The 18955-nt window shown below is 72.4% G+C and carries 18 protein-coding genes; 7 read left to right on the forward strand and 11 right to left on the reverse strand.

Annotation, left to right across the window (positions count from 1 at the left end):
* Nucleotides 1-2 precede the first annotated feature (2 nt).
* The 5 genes from ACYU7L_RS20860 to ACYU7L_RS20880 form a co-directional block, all read right to left on the reverse strand.
* The gene (locus ACYU7L_RS20860; protein ID WP_460800594.1) at nucleotides 3-1427 is read right to left on the reverse strand and encodes a hypothetical protein; all 1425 of its coding nucleotides are present in this window, start codon (nucleotides 1425-1427) and stop codon (nucleotides 3-5) included.
* Nucleotides 1428-1496: 69 nt separating this feature from the next.
* The gene (locus tag ACYU7L_RS20865) at nucleotides 1497-2390 is read right to left on the reverse strand and encodes an aldehyde dehydrogenase family protein (RefSeq protein WP_460800596.1); all 894 of its coding nucleotides are present in this window, start codon (nucleotides 2388-2390) and stop codon (nucleotides 1497-1499) included.
* Nucleotides 2390-3817 carry an aldehyde dehydrogenase family protein gene (locus tag ACYU7L_RS20870; RefSeq protein WP_460800598.1) on the reverse strand — a complete coding sequence of 476 codons (1428 nt, stop codon included), beginning with the start codon at nucleotides 3815-3817 and terminating at the stop codon, nucleotides 2390-2392. Before ACYU7L_RS20870 ends, ACYU7L_RS20865 begins: the two co-directional genes overlap by 1 nt.
* Before the next feature lie 5 nt (nucleotides 3818-3822).
* The gene (deoC, locus tag ACYU7L_RS20875) at nucleotides 3823-4821 is read right to left on the reverse strand and encodes a deoxyribose-phosphate aldolase (protein ID WP_460800600.1); all 999 of its coding nucleotides are present in this window, start codon (nucleotides 4819-4821) and stop codon (nucleotides 3823-3825) included.
* Between the two features lie 67 nt (nucleotides 4822-4888).
* The gene (locus ACYU7L_RS20880; RefSeq protein WP_460800602.1) at nucleotides 4889-6550 is read right to left on the reverse strand and encodes a phospho-sugar mutase; all 1662 of its coding nucleotides are present in this window, start codon (nucleotides 6548-6550) and stop codon (nucleotides 4889-4891) included.
* A gap of 116 nt (nucleotides 6551-6666) precedes the next feature.
* On the opposite strand from ACYU7L_RS20880, the gene ACYU7L_RS20885 reads away from it, so the two are divergent.
* On the forward strand, nucleotides 6667-7149 hold the full coding sequence (locus tag ACYU7L_RS20885; protein WP_460800605.1) for an SRPBCC family protein: 483 nt from the start codon (nucleotides 6667-6669) through the stop codon (nucleotides 7147-7149).
* Here ACYU7L_RS20885 and ACYU7L_RS20890 read toward each other — a convergent pair.
* The 5 genes from ACYU7L_RS20890 to ACYU7L_RS20910 form a co-directional block, all read right to left on the reverse strand.
* Nucleotides 7119-8117 (reverse strand): aldo/keto reductase, encoded by a 999-nt coding sequence (locus ACYU7L_RS20890; protein WP_460800607.1) that lies wholly within the window; start codon nucleotides 8115-8117, stop codon nucleotides 7119-7121. The two genes, ACYU7L_RS20885 and ACYU7L_RS20890, sit on opposite strands and share 31 nt — an antisense overlap.
* Nucleotides 8118-8185: 68 nt before the next feature.
* Nucleotides 8186-8803 (reverse strand): class F sortase, encoded by a 618-nt coding sequence (locus ACYU7L_RS20895; RefSeq protein ID WP_460800609.1) that lies wholly within the window; start codon nucleotides 8801-8803, stop codon nucleotides 8186-8188.
* A 32-nt stretch (nucleotides 8804-8835) separates the two neighbouring features.
* The gene (locus ACYU7L_RS20900) at nucleotides 8836-9801 is read right to left on the reverse strand and encodes an ice-binding family protein (protein WP_460800611.1); all 966 of its coding nucleotides are present in this window, start codon (nucleotides 9799-9801) and stop codon (nucleotides 8836-8838) included.
* A 126-nt stretch (nucleotides 9802-9927) separates the two neighbouring features.
* Complete coding sequence (locus tag ACYU7L_RS20905) at nucleotides 9928-10740, reverse strand: NAD-dependent epimerase/dehydratase family protein (RefSeq protein WP_460800613.1); 813 nt, start codon at nucleotides 10738-10740, stop codon at nucleotides 9928-9930.
* Nucleotides 10741-10765: 25 nt separating this feature from the next.
* A complete protein-coding gene (locus ACYU7L_RS20910) occupies nucleotides 10766-11452 on the reverse strand; it encodes a biliverdin-producing heme oxygenase (RefSeq protein ID WP_460800615.1) in 687 nt (228 codons plus the stop codon).
* Nucleotides 11453-11886: 434 nt separating this feature from the next.
* On the opposite strand from ACYU7L_RS20910, the gene ACYU7L_RS20915 reads away from it, so the two are divergent.
* The 6 genes from ACYU7L_RS20915 to ACYU7L_RS20940 are packed head-to-tail and all read left to right on the forward strand — an operon-like array spanning nucleotide 11887 to nucleotide 18360.
* A complete protein-coding gene (locus ACYU7L_RS20915) occupies nucleotides 11887-12813 on the forward strand; it encodes a heme/hemin ABC transporter substrate-binding protein (protein ID WP_460800617.1) in 927 nt (308 codons plus the stop codon).
* Complete coding sequence (locus tag ACYU7L_RS20920; RefSeq protein WP_460800621.1) at nucleotides 12810-13850, forward strand: FecCD family ABC transporter permease; 1041 nt, start codon at nucleotides 12810-12812, stop codon at nucleotides 13848-13850. The genes ACYU7L_RS20915 and ACYU7L_RS20920 overlap by 4 nt, the downstream gene beginning before the upstream one ends.
* Before the next feature lie 26 nt (nucleotides 13851-13876).
* Entirely contained in the window at nucleotides 13877-14668 is a 792-nt protein-coding gene (locus ACYU7L_RS20925; RefSeq protein ID WP_460801732.1) for a heme ABC transporter ATP-binding protein, read from the forward strand.
* Nucleotides 14665-15774, forward strand: coding sequence for a hypothetical protein (locus ACYU7L_RS20930; protein WP_460800623.1), 1110 nt, complete (start codon nucleotides 14665-14667; stop codon nucleotides 15772-15774). The genes ACYU7L_RS20925 and ACYU7L_RS20930 overlap by 4 nt, the downstream gene beginning before the upstream one ends.
* Nucleotides 15761-17005, forward strand: coding sequence for a hypothetical protein (locus ACYU7L_RS20935; RefSeq protein WP_460800624.1), 1245 nt, complete (start codon nucleotides 15761-15763; stop codon nucleotides 17003-17005). Before ACYU7L_RS20930 ends, ACYU7L_RS20935 begins: the two co-directional genes overlap by 14 nt.
* Nucleotides 16984-18360 (forward strand): hypothetical protein, encoded by a 1377-nt coding sequence (locus tag ACYU7L_RS20940; protein ID WP_460800626.1) that lies wholly within the window; start codon nucleotides 16984-16986, stop codon nucleotides 18358-18360. Before ACYU7L_RS20935 ends, ACYU7L_RS20940 begins: the two co-directional genes overlap by 22 nt.
* 15 nt (nucleotides 18361-18375) lie before the next feature.
* On the opposite strand, the gene ACYU7L_RS20945 is transcribed toward ACYU7L_RS20940, so the two are convergent.
* Nucleotides 18376-18942 carry a TetR/AcrR family transcriptional regulator gene (locus tag ACYU7L_RS20945; RefSeq protein ID WP_460800628.1) on the reverse strand — a complete coding sequence of 189 codons (567 nt, stop codon included), beginning with the start codon at nucleotides 18940-18942 and terminating at the stop codon, nucleotides 18376-18378.
* Between the last annotated feature and the right edge of the window lie 13 nt (nucleotides 18943-18955).

Consider the following 18955-nt stretch of genomic DNA (forward strand, 5'->3'; position numbering starts at 1 on the left):
GCTCAGTACTCCGGCTGGGCGTCCCTGACCTGCTCGGTGGCCTGCCGGATGGCGGCCTCGATCTGCTCCTCGGTGGCCTCGAAGTCATAGGAGACCAGCACCAGCCGCTCCGCCACGTCGCGCATCTCCTTCGCGGAGCCCGACAGTGCGTCGTCGAGCGCGGTGTAGAGATCCTTCCAGGAGTCGTAGTGACCGTTGTAGCTGTAGCCGAGGCTCGACCAGCGCGTCCACTTGCCACTGCCGTCGGCGGCCTCCAGCGACGCGGCGGCATCGGACTGCGCCTGCGCGATCAGGTCGAAGCGGGCGGCGATCTGGCGCAGGTGCGGCATCAGGACCGTGAGGTTCTCCCCAGCCTTGAAGTACTCCCCGCCGTTGTTCTCCAGGAAGTCCGTGGGAGTAGCGATGTCGAAGTACTGCCGGTTGGCCTCGATGGCGTCCAGGGCGCGCTTGCCGCACTGGTGGAAGGCGTCCTCCTGGTCGAACAGGGCGGTGTTCAAGGTGCGCAGGCTGTCGCGGATGGACTCGAGCACGTCGCCAGGGGTGCTCCCCGACAGCTCGGCCTCGGCCTTGTCGGGCGCGTCCGGGACGAAGCCCGTCACGATCGTGAGCACGGTCCGAGCCGCGCCGATGGCCGGGGCTGCGGCCCCGCCGGTCGCGAAGAGGCTGGCCGCCGCCGCGACGGTGCCCGCCACCTGCAGCACCTGCTTCCAGTCGGCGGACTGTCGGGTCTTGAGGCCCTTGAAGGCGGCCTCGGCCTGCACGGCCAGGTCGATCACGTCCTGGCGGGTGCGCTTCCACGCCTCCTGCTCCCCGGCCAACATGGTCCCGAGCACGCAGGTGAGCACGTGCTGGCCGGCCACCGTCGGACGCACCCGGCTGGCGTAGTTGGCGTCGAAGGTGTCGATCATGGTGCCGTTGAACTGCGCCAGCTCGCGCCCGATGTAGCTGATGTAGCCGTCGAGGACCAGGTCCCCGCCGTCGATCTCGATCTCCTCGCCCGCGCCGTTGATCGAGGCGCCGCCGGCGTTGAGGCTCTTGGCGACCGACCGGATCGTCTCGATCGGCGCGTTGAACTCCCGCGGGTGGGGGAGGTCCTTCCAGTTGGCGAAGGCCGCCGTGACGCCGCCGCGCCACATGTTGTAGACCGGCCGGGCCACGAACGGGGGGCTGAAGGAGCCGGCCCAGCTGGTCTGCTCGAAGGGCACCTTGTTGTAGCCGTCGGTGGCGTACCAGTCACCTCCCGGATAGGTGACGATCATGTCCACCGGGTTGAAGCCGCCGCCCTCGGGCAGCGTCAGGTTGACGGTGCTGCGGAACTCGCCCTCCGCGCAGGATCCCTCGCGGAACCCCAGGAAGTGCATGGCGGCCTCGACGGCCGCCTCGCCGACCTTGTCGAGCTGGTCCTCGAGCTGGCTGTAGTCGGTCATCGGTCCCCTCGTCTGCACACCCGGTCGTGTGCCGAGGCCTACCCGCCCCCGAGGGCGGACAAACCGGGTTCAGGTCCCGATCGGGTGCCAGACCGTCTTGATCTCCAGGAAGTCCGTCATCGCGGACAGCTCCGGCGCGGCGCTCCAGTCCGGCTCGGCGTCGGGCGCGCGTCGTACCCGCTTGAGGTTCTCGGCGGCCGCGACCTCGAGGGAGGTCGCGAGCTCGGCGTCACCGGCGACACCGGTGAGGTCGATCGCGTTGACGTCCATGTGCGCGGCCAGCCACGGGGCGATCGTGGCGGCCGAGCCGGTGAGCAGGTTGACGACCCCGCCGGGCACGTCCGAGGTGGCCAGCACCTCGGCGAGCGTGACCGCGGGCAGCGGGCGCTCGTGGGAGGAGATGACCACGGCCGTGTTGCCGGTGACGATGACCGGCGCGAGGACGCTGATCAGGCCCAGCAGGGACGAGCGCTGCGGCGCCAGCACGGCGACCACGCCGGTCGGCTCGGGGCTGGAGAGGTTGAAGTAGGGGCCGGCGACGGGGTTGGCGCTGCCGACGACCTGGCCGATCTTGTCGGCCCAGCCGGCGTACCAGACCAGCCGGTCGATGGCCTGGTCGACGACCGCCTCGGCTGCGGCCTCCTTCAGCCCCTCGGCCTGGCGCACCGCGTGGACGAACTGCGGGCGGCGGTCCTCCATCACCTCGGCGACGCGGTAGAGGATCTGCGCGCGGTTGTAGGCCGTGCGGCCGGACCAGCCGCCGAACGCCTTGCGGGCCGCCACCACGGCGTCCCGGCCGTCCTTGCGTGACGCCAGGGAGGCGTTGGCCACGAAGTTCCCCTCTGCGTCGTTGACGACGTAGGAGTAGCCCGACTCCGAACGGGGGAAGGCCCCGCCGATGTAGAGCTTCCAGGTCTTGCGGACATCGATCCGCGTGCTGTCCGAGCTGTCGCGCTTCGCCATCACTTGAGGTACCCCTCCAGGCCGTGGCGGCCACCTTCGCGGCCGTATCCCGATTCCTTGTAGCCGCCGAAGGGGCTGGTCGGGTCGAACTTGTTGAACGTGTTGGCCCACACCACGCCGGCGCGCAGCTTGTCGGCCATCCACAGCATCCGCGAGCCCTTGTCGGTCCAGACGCCGGCGGAGAGACCGAAGGGCGTGTTGTTGGCCTTCTCGACCGCCTCGGCCGGGGTGCGGAACGTCAGCACCGACAGCACGGGGCCGAAGATCTCGTCGCGGGCGATGCGGTGGGCCTGGGTGACGCCGGTGAACAGCGTCGGGGGGAACCAGAAGCCCCGGTCGGGCAGCTCGCAGGCGGGCGACCAGCGGCCGGCGCCCTCGGTCTCGCCGATGTCGGAGAGCTCGTGGATGCGGGCCAGCTGCTCGGCGGAGTTGATCGCGCCGACGTCGGTGTTCTTGTCGAGCGGGTCACCGACGCGCAGCGTGCCCATCCGGCGCTTGAGCCGGTCGAGGACGTCCTCGGCCACCGACTCCTGCACCAGCAGGCGCGAGCCCGCGCAGCACACGTGGCCCTGGTTGAAGAAGATGCCGTTGACGATGCCCTCGATGGCCTCGTCGATGGGAGCGTCGTCGAAGACGATGTTGGCGGCCTTGCCCCCGAGCTCGAGGGTGACCCGCTTGCGCGAGCCGGCGACCGCCTTGGCGATCTCGCGGCCCACGTCGGTGGAGCCGGTGAAGGCGACCTTGTCGACGTCCGGGTGGGCGACCAGGGCACGTCCGGTCTCGCCGGCGCCGGTGACGATGTTGACGACACCGGGCGGGAGGTCGGCCTGCTGGCAGATCTCCGCGAAGAGCAGTGCCGTCAGCGGGGTGGTCTCGGCCGGCTTGAGCACGACCGTGTTGCCCGCTGCCAGAGCCGGCGCGACCTTCCAGGCCAGCATCAGCATCGGGAAGTTCCACGGGATGACCTGGGCCGCCACGCCGATCGGGCTCGGGTTGCTCCCGTAGCCGGCGTACTCCAGCTTGTCGGCCCAGCCCGCGTAGTAGAAGAAGTGCGCGGCAGCGGTCGGTACGTCGACGTCGCGGGCCTCGCGGATCGGCTTGCCGTTGTCGAGCGTCTCGAGGACGGCGAGCTCGCGGCTGCGCTCCTGGATCAGTCGGGCGATCCGGTAGAGGTACTTGGCGCGCTCGCGGCCGGGCAGCTTCGACCAGACCCGGTCGTAGGCGCGCCGAGCCGCCTGGACAGCGCGGTCCACGTCGGCCGCGTCGGCCTCGGCCACCTCGGCCAGGACCTCCTCGGTCGCGGGGTTGATCGTCTTGAACGGCGTGCCGTTGCCATCGCCGAACACGCCGTCGACGAAGAGTCCGTAGGACTCCTGGATGTCGACGATGCTGCGCGACTCGGGGGCGGGTGCGTACTCGAAGGTCATCGTCCTCAGTCCAGCGTGAAGTAGTCGGGGCCGGAGTAGCGGCCGGTCCTGATCTTGGTCCGCTGCATCAGCAGCTCGTTGAGCAGGCTCGAGGCGCCGAAGCGGAACCAGTGCGGGTCGAGCCAGTCGTCGCCGGCGACCTCGTTGACGGTCACGAGGTACTTGATGGCGTCCTTGGCGGTCTTGATCCCGCCGGCGGGCTTCACCCCGACCATCTGCCCGGTGGCGTCGCGGAAGTCGCGCACCGCCTGCAGCATGATCATCGTGACCGGCAGGGTCGCGGCCGGCTGCACCTTGCCGGTCGAGGTCTTGATGAAGTGCGCGCCGGCCATCATCGCCAGCCACGAGGCGCGTCGTACGTTGTCGTAGGTCTGCAGCTCGCCGGTCTCGAAGATCACCTTGAGGTGGGCGTCGCCGCAGGCCTGCTTGACCGCGACGATCTCGTCGTAGACGTCGAGGTAGCGACCGCGGAGGAACGCGCCACGGTCGATGACCATGTCGATCTCGTCGGCACCCGCCTCGACGGCGTCCTGGGTGTCGGCCAGCTTGATGTCGAGAGCGGCGCGCCCGCTCGGGAACGCCGTCGCCACCGCGGCCACGTTGACCAGGTCGCCGACGACGTCTTTCGCGTGCGCGACCATGTCGGGATAGACGCAGACCGCCGCGGTGCGCGGGCAGGTCGGGTCGGCGGGGTCGGGCCGCAGCGCCTTCGCGGCCAGCGCCCGGACCTTGCCGGGGGTGTCCTGCCCCTCGAGCGTGGTCAGGTCGACCATCCGGATCGCGAGGTCGAGGGCATAGGCCTTCGAGTCGGCCTTGATCGACCGCGAGCCGAGGGTGGCCGCGCGGGCGTCCGCGCCGACCTGGTCGACACCTGGCAGGCCGTGCAGGAAGCGGCGCAGCGAGGACTCGGAGCCGGTGATGTCCGAGAAGTCCGCTCCCGACGGTGCAGCCGAGGGTGTGGTCGAGGGGGCGACCGGAGGGGCAGCGCTTGGGGTGCTCGTCACCGATCCAGCATAGGTCGCCGGCCTCGCCGGCACCGATTCTCCGCCGCCCCCAGCGGTCACAGTCCCATCACAGTCCCGCGGCCGCCTTGATGTCGTTGCGGACGGCGTCGAGGCGGCCCGCGGCGGCGATCCGCGCAGCGTCCACGGAACCAGCCGAGGAGTCCTCCACCGGGACGACGACCTCGAGGTAGCACTTGATCTTGGGCTCGGTGCCGCTGGGCCGGACGATCACCCGAGCACCCTCGGCGAGCCGGTAGCGCAGGCCGTCGGTGGGCGGGAGCTCCGGGGAGCCCAGCGAGAGGTCGTCGATCCGCTCGACGGCCAGGCCGCCCAGCGAGGTGGGGGGCGTGGCGCGCAGCCGCTGCATCGCCTGCCCGATGATCGCGAGGTCGGCGACCCGGACCGAGAGCTGGTCCGTCGCGTGCAGGCCGTGCTCGATGGCGATGTCGTCGAGCACGTCGGTGAGGGTGCGGCCCTGCGCCTTGACCGAGGCGGCGAGCTCGCACAGCAGCAGCAGCGCCGAGACCCCGTCCTTGTCCTTCACGTGCTCGGGGTCGACGCAGTAGCCCAGCGCCTCCTCGTAGCCGAAGGCCAGTCCGTCGAGGCGACCGATCCACTTGAAGCCGGTCAGCGTCTCGGTGTAGGGCTGTCCCGCTGCCGCCGCCATCCGGCCGAGCAGTGACGACGACACGATGGAGGCCGCGTAGACGCCGGCCTTGCCGCTGTCGAGCAGGTGCTTGGCGAGCAGTGCGCCCACCTCGTCGCCGCGCAGCATCCGCCAGCCCTGGGGCCCGGGCACGGCCGCGGCGCAGCGGTCGGCGTCGGGGTCGTTGGCGACCACGAGGTCGGCGCCGGTGCTCGCGGCCAGGGCGAGAGCCAGGTCCATCGCGCCCGGCTCCTCGGGGTTGGGGAACGCGACGGTCGGGAAGTCGGCGTCGGGCTGCTCCTGCTCGGGCACGACGTGGGGAGCCTTGAAGCCGGCCGTCTCCAGCACCTGGACGACCGAGGTCCCACCGACGCCGTGAAGCGGCGTGTAGACGATCTCGAGGTCGCGGGGGCCGTCACCGGCCAGCCCGGCGACGGTGTCGAGGTAGCGGTCGACGAGCTGCTCGTCGAGGATCTCGCCGGAGGTGCCGCGGGGGATCTGGGCCAGCGGGCCGACCGCTGCGATCCGTGCCGCGATCTCCTCGTCGGCCGGCGGCACGATCTGGCAGCCGTCACCGAGGTAGACCTTGTAGCCGTTGTCCTGCGGCGGGTTGTGGCTGGCGGTCACCATCACGCCCGCCACAGCACCGAGCTCGCGGATGCCGTAGGCCACCAGCGGCGTCGGGAGCGGACGGGGCAGCACGAGGGCCCGCAGCCCGGCACCGGCCATCACCTCGGCGGTGTCACGGGCGAACACGTCGGAGTTGTGGCGGGCGTCGTAGCCGATGACGACGCTGGAGCCGGTGGGCACCCCGCTGTCGAGCAGGTACGTCGCGAGCCCGGCCGCCGCGCGGGTCACCACGACGCGGTTCATCCGGTTGGAGCCGGCACCCAGCGCGCCGCGCAGCCCGGCGGTGCCGAACTCCAGCGTGCCGGCGAACCGGTCCGCCAGGTCGCCGGGGTCAGCGCCCCCCTCGACGGCCGCGACGACCTGCTCCAGCTCGGTGCGGGTCTGGTCGTCGGGGTCCTCCGCGATCCAGGCGCGGGCGAGGTCCAGCAGGTTCGAGACGTCGACAGTGGTCATGACGGCACGGTAGCGCCTGGACGGATGCCGTCACATCGGTACGCCGCGAGCACCCCGCCGACAGTGACGAAGGACGCGTTGCGCCCGTGCGTGGGTGGGGTCGGCAGGATGTGTGCGTGGCGACCTACTCGTTCCGTGACTCCTGGCACCTCCCGCACCCGGTGGACTCCGTGGCGCGCCACCTGAGCGACCTCGAGCACTATCCGCGCTGGTGGCCGCAGGTGGTCGCCGTCGCCGGGCTCGGCCCGGACGACGCGCTCGTGCTGTGCCGCTCGGTGCTGCCCTACACCCTCGAGCTGCAGCTGCACGCGGTCCACCGCGAGCCGCCGGTCCTGGAGACCACGATCGCGGGTGACCTCGAGGGCGAGGTGCGCTTCCGGCTCACCGAGGAGTCCGGGGCTGGCGACGGGGGGCAGGGTGGGGGGACCCGCGTCGACTTCGAGCAGGACGTCCGGGTCACCGGCCGCCTGCTCGGAGCCGCGTCGTACGTCGCGCGCCCGGTGCTGCGCTGGAACCACGACCGGATGATGGCCGGGTGCCTCGCGGGGCTCCGGCAGCGGCTGGCCGCTCAGGAGTCGATGGAGGACATGTCGCCGTAGCGTGCTCCCGCGACGGCCCCGCGCGGCACGGCGGTCTCGAGCGCGGTGAGATCGTCGGCGGTCAGGGTCACGTCCGCCGCGGCGGCGTTCTCCTCGAGGTAGCGGACCCGCTTGGTGCCGGGGATCGGCGCGACGTCGTCGCCCTGGGCGAGCACCCAGGCGAGGGCCAGCTGCCCGGGTGTGATGCCCTTCTCCTGCGCCAGCTCGGTGATCCGCGCGACGAGGCCGAGGTTGCTGGCCAGCGCCTCGCCCTGGAAACGCGGGAAGTAGGCGGTCCGACGGGAGTCGTCCTCGCTCAGGGCCTCCTCGTTGGTGATCGCACCGGTGAGCAGGCCGCGGCCGAGCGGGGAGTAGGGCACCAGGCCGATCCCCAGCTCGCGGATCGTGGGCAGGATCTCGTCCTCGAGGTCCCGGGTGAACAGGGAGTACTCGGTCTGCAGCGCGGTGATCGGGTGGGTGGCGTGGGCTCGCCGGATGGTGTCGACCGACGCCTCGGAGAGGCCGAGGTGGAGCACCTTGCCGGCCGCCACCAGCTCGGCCATCGCGCCCACGGTGTCCTCGATGGGGACGGTCTTGTCGACGCGGTGCTGGTAGTAGAGGTCGATGTGGTCGACGCCGAGACGCTGCAGGGAGGCGTCGCAGGCCCTGCGGACATAGTCGGGATGGCCGTTGATGCCGAGCCGGGTGCCATCGGGCAGCCGCTCATTGCCGAACTTCGTGGCGAGCTGGACGCCGTCGCGCCGCCCGGCGATGGCCTTGCCGACGAGCATCTCGTTGGTGAAGGGGCCGTACATGTCGGCGGTGTCGAGGAACGTGACGCCCAGGTCGAGCGCGCGCTGGATCGTCGTGATCGCCTCCGCCTCGTCGCGGGCTCCGTAGAACTCCGACATCCCCATGCAGCCGAGGCCGAGGGTCGAGACGGTGAGGGGACTGGTGGAGCCGAGGACGCGGATGCCGAGGGAGGTCATGGGACGAGTGAACGCCTCGGACGTGCCGGGTTCAAGGCCGGGGTGAGGGACGGGAGTCAGGACGGGGGTCAGGGGCGGGTGGTGTCGAGCTCGGTGTAGGCGACGACGTTGCTCTGCCAGCCGCCGCGCTGCGCGTCGTACACGCCTCCGCAGGTCACGAGGTTGAGTGTCGTCCGGCCGGGGCTGCCGGCATAGACACTCTGTGCCGGGAAGTCCGCGTTGGCATAGGTCTCGACGTGCGTGACCCGGAAGCGCGCCATCGAGCCGTCGGCGAGCGCCACCTCCACCGCGCTGCCCGTACGCAGGTCGGCCAGGCGGTGGAAGACAGCGGGGCCCGAGGTGGAGTCGACGTGCCCGAGGATCACCGCGGACCCGGGCTGCCCGGGGATCGTGCCCTGGTCGTACCAGCCGGCGAGGAGGGCCTGCTCGTCGCTGGGCACCTCGACGCTGTCGTCGGCGTTGAGGCCGAGGCTCAACAGTCGGGTGGACACGCCGATCTCCGGGATCCGCAGGTGCCGGGGTCGGGCGGGGGACGAGGCCTGGGATGAGGCCGGGGGCGGGGGGTCGACGAGGGTGGCCGTCGTGACCTGTGTGGCGGCCGAGTCGTCGGCGCGCCCCGCTGCGGGGTCGCGGTCCTGCGCGGCCGTGAGCGCGGCCGACCCGCCCAGGATCACCGCCGCGCTCACGATCGAGACGGCCGCGGCGACGCGTGCGGACCTCAGGGGGTACGACGCGCGGACGGGGTGCGCCCGGTCTCGGGGTGTCCGCTCGGGACCACGACGTCACCGTGCGACGAGGTCCCGGGGACCGTGGCGGCCGGACTGGGAGTGCTCGACGGGGTGATCGTCTCGGTGGCCGACGGGCGGGTCGGGGCTGCAGTCGGGGCTGCAGTCGGGGAGGGGGATGCTGTGGGCGTGGCGCTCGACGTCGGAGCGGCGACCCGGTCCGCGCAGCCGGGCTGGGTGATCACGTTGTCGTCCAACGTGACCGCGCCGTTGAGCGCGAGCACGGCCCCCTCGATGGTGGCGCCGTTGTTCACGGTGATGGACGCCAGCGCCATCACCGTGCCGACGAACTCGGTGTCGGTGTCGAGGGTGGCTGAGCTCGTGACTTGCCAGAAGACGTTGCACGGTGACGCGGCGCCGGTCAGGACGACGCGGGCGCCGGGGGCCGTGGTGAGGCTGGATCCGGCCTTGAGGATGAAGACCGCGTCGGGGTCGCCCTGCCCGTCCAGGGTCAGGGCGCCGGTGAGCTGCAGGGTCGAGGTGTCCTCGTAGACGCCCGGAGTCAGGGTCATCCCACCGAGGTCCGAGCCGGTCAGGTCGCTGTCGGTGGGTGCGGCCGCCGCCTGCAGATAGCCGGTGTTCGCGTCGAGAGCGGCGCGGGCGGCCTCCGCGTCGGTGATGTGGGTGGTGCCGTCGGTGACCACACCCGGGGGGAACCCGGTGAAGTCGGTGCCGGTGAGCCCGAGATCCCCTGAGACGACGGTCCCGCCGGTGTTCGCCACCTTGCTGGCCGCGAGGACCGCGTAGGAGCGGGCGGTGCCCAGCCCGATCGGATCGGCGGCGTGGGCCGGCGTCACGGCGACGAGGGCGAGGCCCCCGACGAGCAACGCGGCCAGTGAGGCCGCGGCGGTGCCCACTGCAGAGGGGCGGAGGGCTGACGTGCGGGGGCGGGGCGACATGCTGGCCTGCTCTCAGGGCGGGCTCCGCATGTGGAGGTCGGTTGACGCTCATGCGCGAGTGGGTCCGACAGTACGTCGCGGCGAAGTCTTTACCTTATTCGCGCCGAGTTACAACGCTTTCGCCCCTCAGGACTCAGCGAGCGGGAGCGCGCTGCGGTAGAAAGCCTGCCCCGCGAACGGCCCACCGACGTACGCCGCCTCCGCAGCGTCGTCGGGCGTCTCCCCGATCGCGGTGGCGAAGGCCTCGGCGTCGTCGCGCGGCTCGTAGCCCAGCGCGCGACCGGGCGCGAGGTCCCACCAGGCGCGGGTGTTGGCGGAGATGCCGTAGAGCACCGCGAAGCCGGGGGCGGGCGTCGTCAGGGCTGCGTCGACCATCCGCACACAGTCGTCGTGCGAGAGCCAGGTGGCCAGCTGGCGACGCGTCTCCGGCTGGGGCAGGAACGAGCCGATCCGGCACGCCACGGCGTCCAGGGCGTAGCGGTCCGCATAGAGGCTGAGCAGTGCCTCGGCCGCCACCTTGCCGACGCCGTAGAACGTGTCCGGCCGGGGGCGGGCGTCGACACCGAGCAGGTCCGTGTCCGGTCGGCGCGGGGTGCGGCCCACCGCGTGGTTGGAGGAGGCGTAGACGATCCGCGGGACCCCGTGGGTGAGCATCGCATCGAGCAGGGCGGCGGTCGTCACGACGTGGCTGGCCAGTGCCCCGGGGAGGTCGGTCTCGTCGGGGATCCCGGCCAGGTGCACCACCGCGTCGAGCGGCTGGGCGCCGACCGCGGCCGCGACGGCGTCGGCGTCGGTCGCGTCCACGGTGTGCCACTGCCCGTCGTACCCCTCGGGGGCGGGAAGCAGGTCGAGGCCGACGACCTCGTGGCCGTGGTTGCACAGGCCCGGCATCACGACCTGGCCGATGCTGCCGGCGGCTCCGGTGACGAGAATCCGCATCGCTGACCTCTCGTGCCGCGAGGGGTCAGCGGCGGTAGGCGTCCAAGTTCTGGCCCAGCTCCTCGAAGAGGTCCTGGTTGAGCCGGAAGGCTACCTTCACCTCGTCGACGACCACCTGGCGCTCCTCGACGCTCAGGTCCAGCGCATCAAGACGCGCCCGGTAGCGGTCCTTGTAGGGCTTGGGCTTGGCGATGGCCGCGAAGTCGTAGAACGCGACGCCGCACCCCTGCAGGTCGAAGGTCCGGTCGAGGATGCGGCCGATCACCTGGCCGCCCGACAGGTCCCCGAGGTAGCGCGTGTAGTGGTGCGCCACGAACCGCAGCGGCGAGGTCGCTGACGCGCCCACCCGCTCGGCGTACGCCGCGGCGGCTGGGCTGGCGGACGGGCTGGCGGACGCAGTTGCGGAGTCGCTTGGCAGCCTGTGTGCCCAGTACGCGAGGTCGTTCGCGAGCGACTCGGCGCGGTCCAGGTCGGGATCGAGGACCGCGGCCGCGATCGGGTCGCCGGCGAGCTCTCGGCCCACGGCCTCCAAGGCGCCGTAGACCTCGGTGAGGCACAGCAGGTAGTCGACGTAGCCCTGCTCGTTGATGCGGCCCTCGAGCAGCTCGGAGGTGAACGAAGCGTTCTCCGCTGCCGTGTGCTGAGCCTGCGATCCCTCCCGCATGGCGACGGAGAGGGGGCGGTCGAGGACGACGGGCTCGAGGACGTTCATGCGCGGCTCCGGAGGCGGGGTGGGGCGGGAATCGGGACGATCCCATGTTGACACGACGTCAGCACGATTCTGACAGTACGTCAGGAAACGTCTGGACCATTAGGTAAGGCTTGCCTTAGTAATGTTAGGTTCACCTTACTTGGTCCCTTGGGATCGTCACCTGTCCTCACCAGGAGCCCTCTTCCGTGCCTGCTCTCTCCCGTGCGTCCGCGGCCCCGACCCGGCGTCGGACCCGGCATCTAGCCCAGCCCCGGCGAGGCCGTGCCCGTGTCGCAGCCTTGTGCGCCGGCGGACTCGTCCTGCTCGTCAGCGCCTGCGGGATCGACCGGAGCGGTGCCGACGAGGGAGGGGCTGGGGGCGGGGCAGCGACTACCGTCGCACCGCCCCTGTCCACGGTGGAGCCCCTGGCCGATCCGCGCAGCTGGGAGGGCCCCGTGACTGCCGGGGTCGCCGAGGCGCCCGTTTCCCCCGTGTCGGACGCCCGCCCCCAGCTGCCGGTCACGCTCACCGACGCCCAGGGGACCCGGGTGACGGTCCGCGACGTGTCCCGCGTGCTCGCCCTCGACGTCCACGGGACGCTGTCGCGGACCGTCTTCGAGCTCGGCCTCGGGGACCGGCTGGTGGGTCGCGACGTCTCCACGCAGTTCCCCGAGGCCGCCGACCTCCCCCTGGTCACGCAGGGCGGCCACGACCTCAACGCCGAGGCGATCCTGGCCCTGGATCCCACGCTGATCATCACCGACACCTCGCTGGGGCCCTGGGACGTCGTGCTGCAGATGCGTGACGCGGGAGTCCCCGTGGTCGTGCTCGACGCCGAGCGCTCCCTGGACAACGTCGGCTCGCTGATCGAGCAGACCGCCGCGGCCCTCGGCGTACCGGGCGCGGGTCGGCAGCTCGCCGATCGCACGCGCAGCGAGGTGGACGACGTGGTGGCGCAGATCGAGGCGGTGGCTCCCGCCGAGCAGCGCGACCGGCTGCGGGCGGTCTTCCTCTACGTGCGTGGCAACGCCGGCGTCTACTACATGTTCGGCACGGGTTCCGGGGCCGACTCGCTCTTCGAGGCCGTCGGGGCCTACGACGTCGCCGAGGAGATCGGCTGGTCCGGCATGAAGCCGGTGACCGACGAGGGGCTCATCGCGGCCCAGCCCGACCTGATCGTGATGATGAGCCACGGCCTCGAGTCGGCCGGCGGCGTCGAGGGTCTGCTCGAGCGGCTGCCCGCCCTGGCCCAGACCCCTGCCGGCCAGCACGAGCGCTTCGTGGACATGGAGGACTCCCTGGTCCTCGGCTACGGCCCGCGCACGGCCGAGGTGCTCAACGCGCTGGCCGTCGCCGTGCATGCCCCGGACGCCCTCTCGTGAGCGTGCTCGCCACCCGCACCGGTCTCTACGCGGTCCTCGTGTGCGGGCTGCTCGCGGCCGTCGTGGCCTCCGCAGGCAACGGCCAGCTGGCGATCCCCTCCAGCGAGGTGCTCGGCTCGGTCCTGCACCGGATCGGGCTCGACCTGGGCCCGATGCCCAGCCACCCCCAAGGCGACAACACCCTGTGGCAGGTGCGCTTCCCACGGGTCGCGATGGCGGTGCTCGCGGGCGCGGCGCTCGCTACCGCCGGCGCCGTGATGCAGGGCGTCTTCGGCAACCCGCTCGCCGAGCCCGGCGTCGTCGGCGTCTCCTCGGGTGCCGCCGTCGCCGCGGCCTGCGTCATCGTGTTCGACCTCACCTTCGCCGGCCCGTGGACTGTCGCGCTCGCCGCCTTCGTGGGCGGGCTCATCACCACGCTGCTCGTCTACGTCCTCTCCCGCGACGCGGGCCGGACCGAGGTGGTGACGCTGGTGCTGACCGGCATCGCGATCAACGCGATGACCGGCGCGGGGCTGGCCTTCCTGATGTTCCTCGGAGACACCCAGGCCCGCGAGGAGATCGTCTTCTGGCAGCTCGGCAGCCTCAACGGCTCGCGTGGCGAGTACGTCATGGTGACGCTGCCGCTCACGCTCGTCGGCCTGGCCGGGGCGCTGCTGCTCGCGCGACGCCTCGACCTGCTCGCGCTCGGCGACCGCGCCGCGCGTCACGTGGGCGTCGACGTCGAGCGGCTGCGGCTGGTCAGCATCGTCGTCGTCGCGGTGCTGACCGCGGGCGCGGTGGCGTTCTGCGGCGTCATCGCCTTCGTCGGCCTCGTGGTGCCGCACCTGGTCCGGATGATCGTCGGCCCCGGACACCGGCTGCTGATCCCGGCCAGCGCCCTCGGGGGTGCGGTGCTCCTGGTGCTCGCCGACCTCTGGGCCCGCACCGCGATCGCCTACGCCGATCTGCCGATCGGGATGCTCACCTCACTGGTGGGCGGCCCGTTCTTCTTCTGGCTGCTGCGCCGCGCGCGTCGTACGGCGGGGGGCTGGGCGTGAGCGCGGCCGTGAGTGCGCGGGCCGCGGTGGCGCTGAGCGCGCGTGGCGTCGGAGTGGTGCTCGGGGGCGCGCCGATCCTGCGCGACGTCGACCTCGATGTGCGGACCGGCGAGGTCCTGGCGCTGGTCGGCCCCAACGGCGCCGGCAAGTCGACGCTGCTCTCCGTGCTGTCCGGCGACACCGTCCCCACCACCGGCAGCGTCGACCTCGGGGGCACTCCACTGGCGCGGCACTCGGCACGCGACCTGGCGCGGGAGCGGGCGGTGCTGCTGCAGAAGCAGGGGCTGTCGTTCGGCTTCCGGGCCCACGAGGTCGTCCGGATGGGCCGCACGCCGTGGCACCGCACCACCCGCGCCGATGACGACGACGTGGTGGTCGACGCCGCGATGGAGTCCGGCGACGTCACCCACCTGGCCGAGCGGCTCTTCCCGACGCTGTCGGGCGGTGAGCAGGCGCGGACGTCGTTCGCCCGGCTGCTCGCGCAGGAGGCGCCGGTGATGCTCCTCGACGAGCCCACCGCGGCCCTCGACATCAAGCACCAGGAGCAGCTGCTCGAGGTGGCTCGGACGAGCGCCCGCGCCGGCGCCGCGGTCGTCGTCGTGCTGCACGACCTCTCGCTCGCCGCGGCCCACGCCGACCGGGTCTGCGTGCTCTCCCACGGCCACGTCCGCGCCTGCGGCCCGCCCGCCGACGTGCTCACCGGCCCGCTGCTCAGCGAGGTCTACCAGCACCCCGTCGACGTCATCGCCCACGACCACCAGCTGCTCGTCGTACCCGTCCGGAGCCCGCGGCTCCCCGTCCCCCAGGAGCGCCCATGAAGGCCCGTGTCCTCGCCCTGCTGCTGTCCGTGCTGGCGGCCCTGCTCGTCGTGCCGGCACCGGCACAGGCATCCGCCCGGGTGAGCATCGACGCCGCCGGGTCCGGCGCGGCCATCGACGCGTCGTACTCCACGACGCTGACGGTCAGCGGCCGTGGCTTCCAGTCGGTGCGCGGCGGTCACGGTGGCATCTACGTGTGGTTCGGGACGGCGAGTGGCAGCTGGCGGCCCAGCAAGGGAGGCGTCTCGGGGGAGGACTACGTCTACGTGCCCGACGGCGAGGCCCGGGCCAACCAGGGCTTCCAGCGCTTCGTCGCGTTCCCCGGGTCCGACACCGCAGACTCCGCCAACGGCGGCACGATGAGCGAGACCGGTGACTGGTCGGCCGAGCTCCTCGTGCCCGGCCCGGTCTTCGAGGCCGTCGGGCGCAACGGCACGGTCCGCACGGTCGACTGCCGCAGGGTCACCTGCGGAGTGATCACCGTCGGTGCCCACGGCGTCAAGAACGCGACCAACGAGACGTTCACCCCGGTCGTGGTCAAGGACCTGTACGGCGAGAGTGGCGTGCGTCAGGGCGCGGCCCGGGAGTCGGGGACCGGCGGGACGGCGGGGACAGCCGGGCGTCCCGGTGTCGCGGGCAGCGACGAGTCCGAGCGCCCGTCCGCGCGGGGCCGCCCTCGCCTGGCGATCGATCGTGACTCGGCGCGCGCCGGCCACGTGCTGGCGTTCAGCGCGAGCAACCTGGTGCCGGGCGAGCAGGTGTCGGTGGTCCTTGACGACGGGCTGGCCGCGAGCGGCCCGTTCGTCGTCGGTGACACCGGCCAGCTCGCCGGGGTGGTGTCGCTGCCTGCCGACCTGGGGGCAGGCACCCATGAGCTGCGGCTCTTCGGGGTCGACCGGGCTCCGTCCGTCCGGTTCGCGGCTGCTCCGGCCGCCCCGGGGCTGGAGGGTGAACCCGAGCCGGGAACCCTGGCGGCGGAGCGGGTGGCCGTGCAGGAGGCAGCGACGGCGCCCCGGGTGTTCCTCGGCGTGGCGGCCGGCATCCTCCTGGCCTCGCTCCTGGTCACCGTCGTCCGTCTGATGAGGAGGCGTCGTGCGTCGGCGTGACCTCGCGGCCGTCCTGGTGGCGCTCGCCCTCGTCTGTCTCGGGCTCGGCGTCGGGCCGTCCAGCGCCGAGCCGGCGCAGAGCCCCGACCCCGCGGTGCCGCGCGAGGTCAGCGGCGCGGTCTTCCGCTGGGGCGTGAGCAACCAGAGCAACGCGCGCTCCCACAACCCGGCCGCGATCAACTTCCTGGCCGCAGGCGTCGCCGATCCCGGTCGGGGCGGCGCGAGCCTCAAGCAGTCGCAGTGGCGGGCGGCCCAGGGGACGGTCACCGTCGAGAAGCGGACGGGGGCGGGGTGGCGGCGCGCCAGCTGGGCCGGTCTCGCGACCTCGCCGGCCGGTGCACCGATCGGCGTCTACGGACCCTTCAGCGACCACGCGGTCGCGATCCGCGGCGGATCGGGGACGGTCGACGTGGCAGCCGGTACGGCGAGCCTCGTCTGGCGGGGGACCTTCACGGTCGTCTACTACGCGGGCAACTCCGTGTTCACGGTGAGCGACCCCGTCCTCGAGGTGGCCGACGGCAGGGGCAGCGTCACCGCGGTCCTCGGCGGGTTCGTCGCCGACCGCGACGACACCGGCAGCTGGACGCCGGCCGCGCCGCGGCGGGTCACCATCGCGGACCTGCCCTCGGTGACCCTGGGAGAGCTCGGGCTCACCGCGGCGCCGGCCTATCACGGTGTCCGCGTGGACGGGAGCCAGCCCCAGGACCTGAGCGGCCCGCACGCCGGCGCCTTCCCCGCGTCGTTCGTGGGCTATCTCCGCGATCTCGGGGTCGACCAGTTCTGGTACTCCACCGGGTTGCGCTCCGACGAGACCAAGGCCCCGCTGCCACTCACCGTGAGCTGGTCGACGGCCGAGGTCGCGGCGCCGCCTCCGACGACTGACGTGCCCGTCGAGCCCGAGGTGGAGAACCCGGTGGTCGTGCCGCCGGCGAGCCCTGCACCCGCGGATCCTGCACCGATCCCCGTCGCGAGCCGGTCTGCCCCCGCAGCGGCCCCCGGACCGGTCCCCGCCGCCGCCGAGGAGTCGAGTCCGGGCCTGCGTCAGGGCCCCCGGACCGTCGAACTCACGGCCGCGTCGTCCGCCACCGCCCCAGGGCCGACCGTCCCCAGGTCGTCTGAGCGCCTCTGGTGGCTCGGGGGCGGGCTGCTGCTGGCGGCCGCGCTCCTTCTCCTGCTCCCTCTCCCTGTGCACCCACGAAAGGAACACCCATGTCCACTCCCACCCGTCTGAGGTCGCGGCTCGTCGCTGCCGGCCTCTCCACAGTGCTGGCGACCTCGGTCCTTGCGCTGGCCGGCCCGGCCGCGCAGGCCGCCGACCCCGTCGCTGCACCGTCGCTGACGTGGTCGATCTCCCAGCAGTTCGTCGACCACCTCTCCACCCGGGCGCTGACCGGAGGGGCGTCGTTCGACGCCGACGCCCAGGTCTTCTCCTTCCCGGGCGAGGCGACGAGCGTCGCCGCCGACGGGGACGTGACCTACTCCTACGACGGCAGCGTGCGCGGCTCGTTCGCGATGATGGGGACCGAGTACTACGCCGTCACGATCGCCGAGCCGCAGGTCACGGTCGAGGCGGACGGCGACGGTGCGGTCACGGCCGTGGTGTCCGCGACGAACGCCGCCGCGATGGGGAACCCCGCCTCCAGCACCGAGCCGACGCGGGTCACCGTGGCCGAGTTCGGGGGTGCCACGACGAGTGCCGGCGGCACGAGCGCGACCCTCGACTGGGCCGGCGTGCTGCCGGCCGGCTCGGCGCGCGCCAGCGAGCTGGGCATCGCCGAAGGGAAGCCGGTCGACGGCCAGAGCTTCCACCCCGACTTCCTCGGCCAGCTCACCCCCGGGGTGCGCGCCCACTTCTATGCAAGCGGCGCCGGCTCGGACGCGAAGAAGGGGCCCGGGGCCGTCAGCGCCGTGGCCGTCCCGACCGTCACCGCGACGGTGACCGCTGCGTCGCAGGCGGACGGTGTCACCGTCGGGGTCCGAGGGGTGGGCTTCAACCCGGCGACCAACCCGGGGGACAACGGCGTCTACGTCGGCCTGGCGCCGGCCGACACCGAGATCGACTTCTCCGACCGCGAGAGCGGCACGTCGCCCTTCGCCGTCGTCGACTGGGTGATGGCCAGCCGGTTCACCGGCAGCACCTTCGCCGCGTCGCTGGTCGCGCCGACCGAGAAGCTGACGCCCGGCACGGAGTACGCCGTGTTCACCTGGCAGGCGCACACGCACTCGAGCACCACGCAGGACACGGTCACCCCGGTCACCATCGACTGGTCGGCCCTGCAGGCGCCCGCGAAGGTGCGGCCCGCGCTCGCTGTCAAGGTCGGGAAGGCGCCGACCACGCGCGCTGCCGGCAGGGCCGTGGTCACCGTCCGAGGCAGCGAGGGCGCGGCCACGGGCAAGGTCAAGGTCCAGGTCCTGCGTGGGTCCAAGGTCGTCAAGCGCTACGCAGCGACGCTCAACCGGGCGGGCAAGGTGACGCTGCGCCTGCCCTCGGGCGCGAAGGGGCCGCGCAGGCTCACGGTGCGCTACGCCGGCGACGCGTCGTACACGGCTGTCGGCCGGACCGTGCGGTTCCGGATCAAGAGGTAGTTCGCACGAGCGGGCTCAGCCCGCGACACCCAGGCCGCGCAGGACGAAGCGCTCGATCTCGTCGGCCGGCAGGTGTCGCGGGCTGAGGCACGCGTGGACCAGCGACATGGTGGTGTCGACGTCGTCGACCACGAAGTCGCCCGACGCCACCCCGGCCTCGACGATCGCGCGCAGCACGCTCTCGACCGCGACGACGTGCTCGCGGATCTCCTGGCGTGCCTGCGGGCTGAGCATGCCGATCAGCTGGACCCCGAGACCCATGTGGAACTGCTCCCCGGCACGCAGCTGGTGGCGGATGTAGACCCCCAGCCGCGCCACCGGATCGTCGGACCCGGTCAGCGCCTGGCTGAGGTCCGCGACGTACTGCGCGGTCTCGTGCGAGGCGAAGGCCACCACCACGGCCTCCTTGTCGGGGAAGTGGTGATAGATCGCCGTGCGCCCCAGTCCCGCGCGGGCGGCGATCTGTGCCATCGAGATCGCCTCGAAGCTGTGCTCGGCCATCAGCTCGGCGAAGGCGTCGAACACGTGGCGGCGCACCTGCTCGCGGTGGTCCGCGAGCGTGGCGCCGGAGATCTTGGGCACGGTGTCCTCAGCC

This window comes from Nocardioides pacificus (assembly GCF_054775955.1).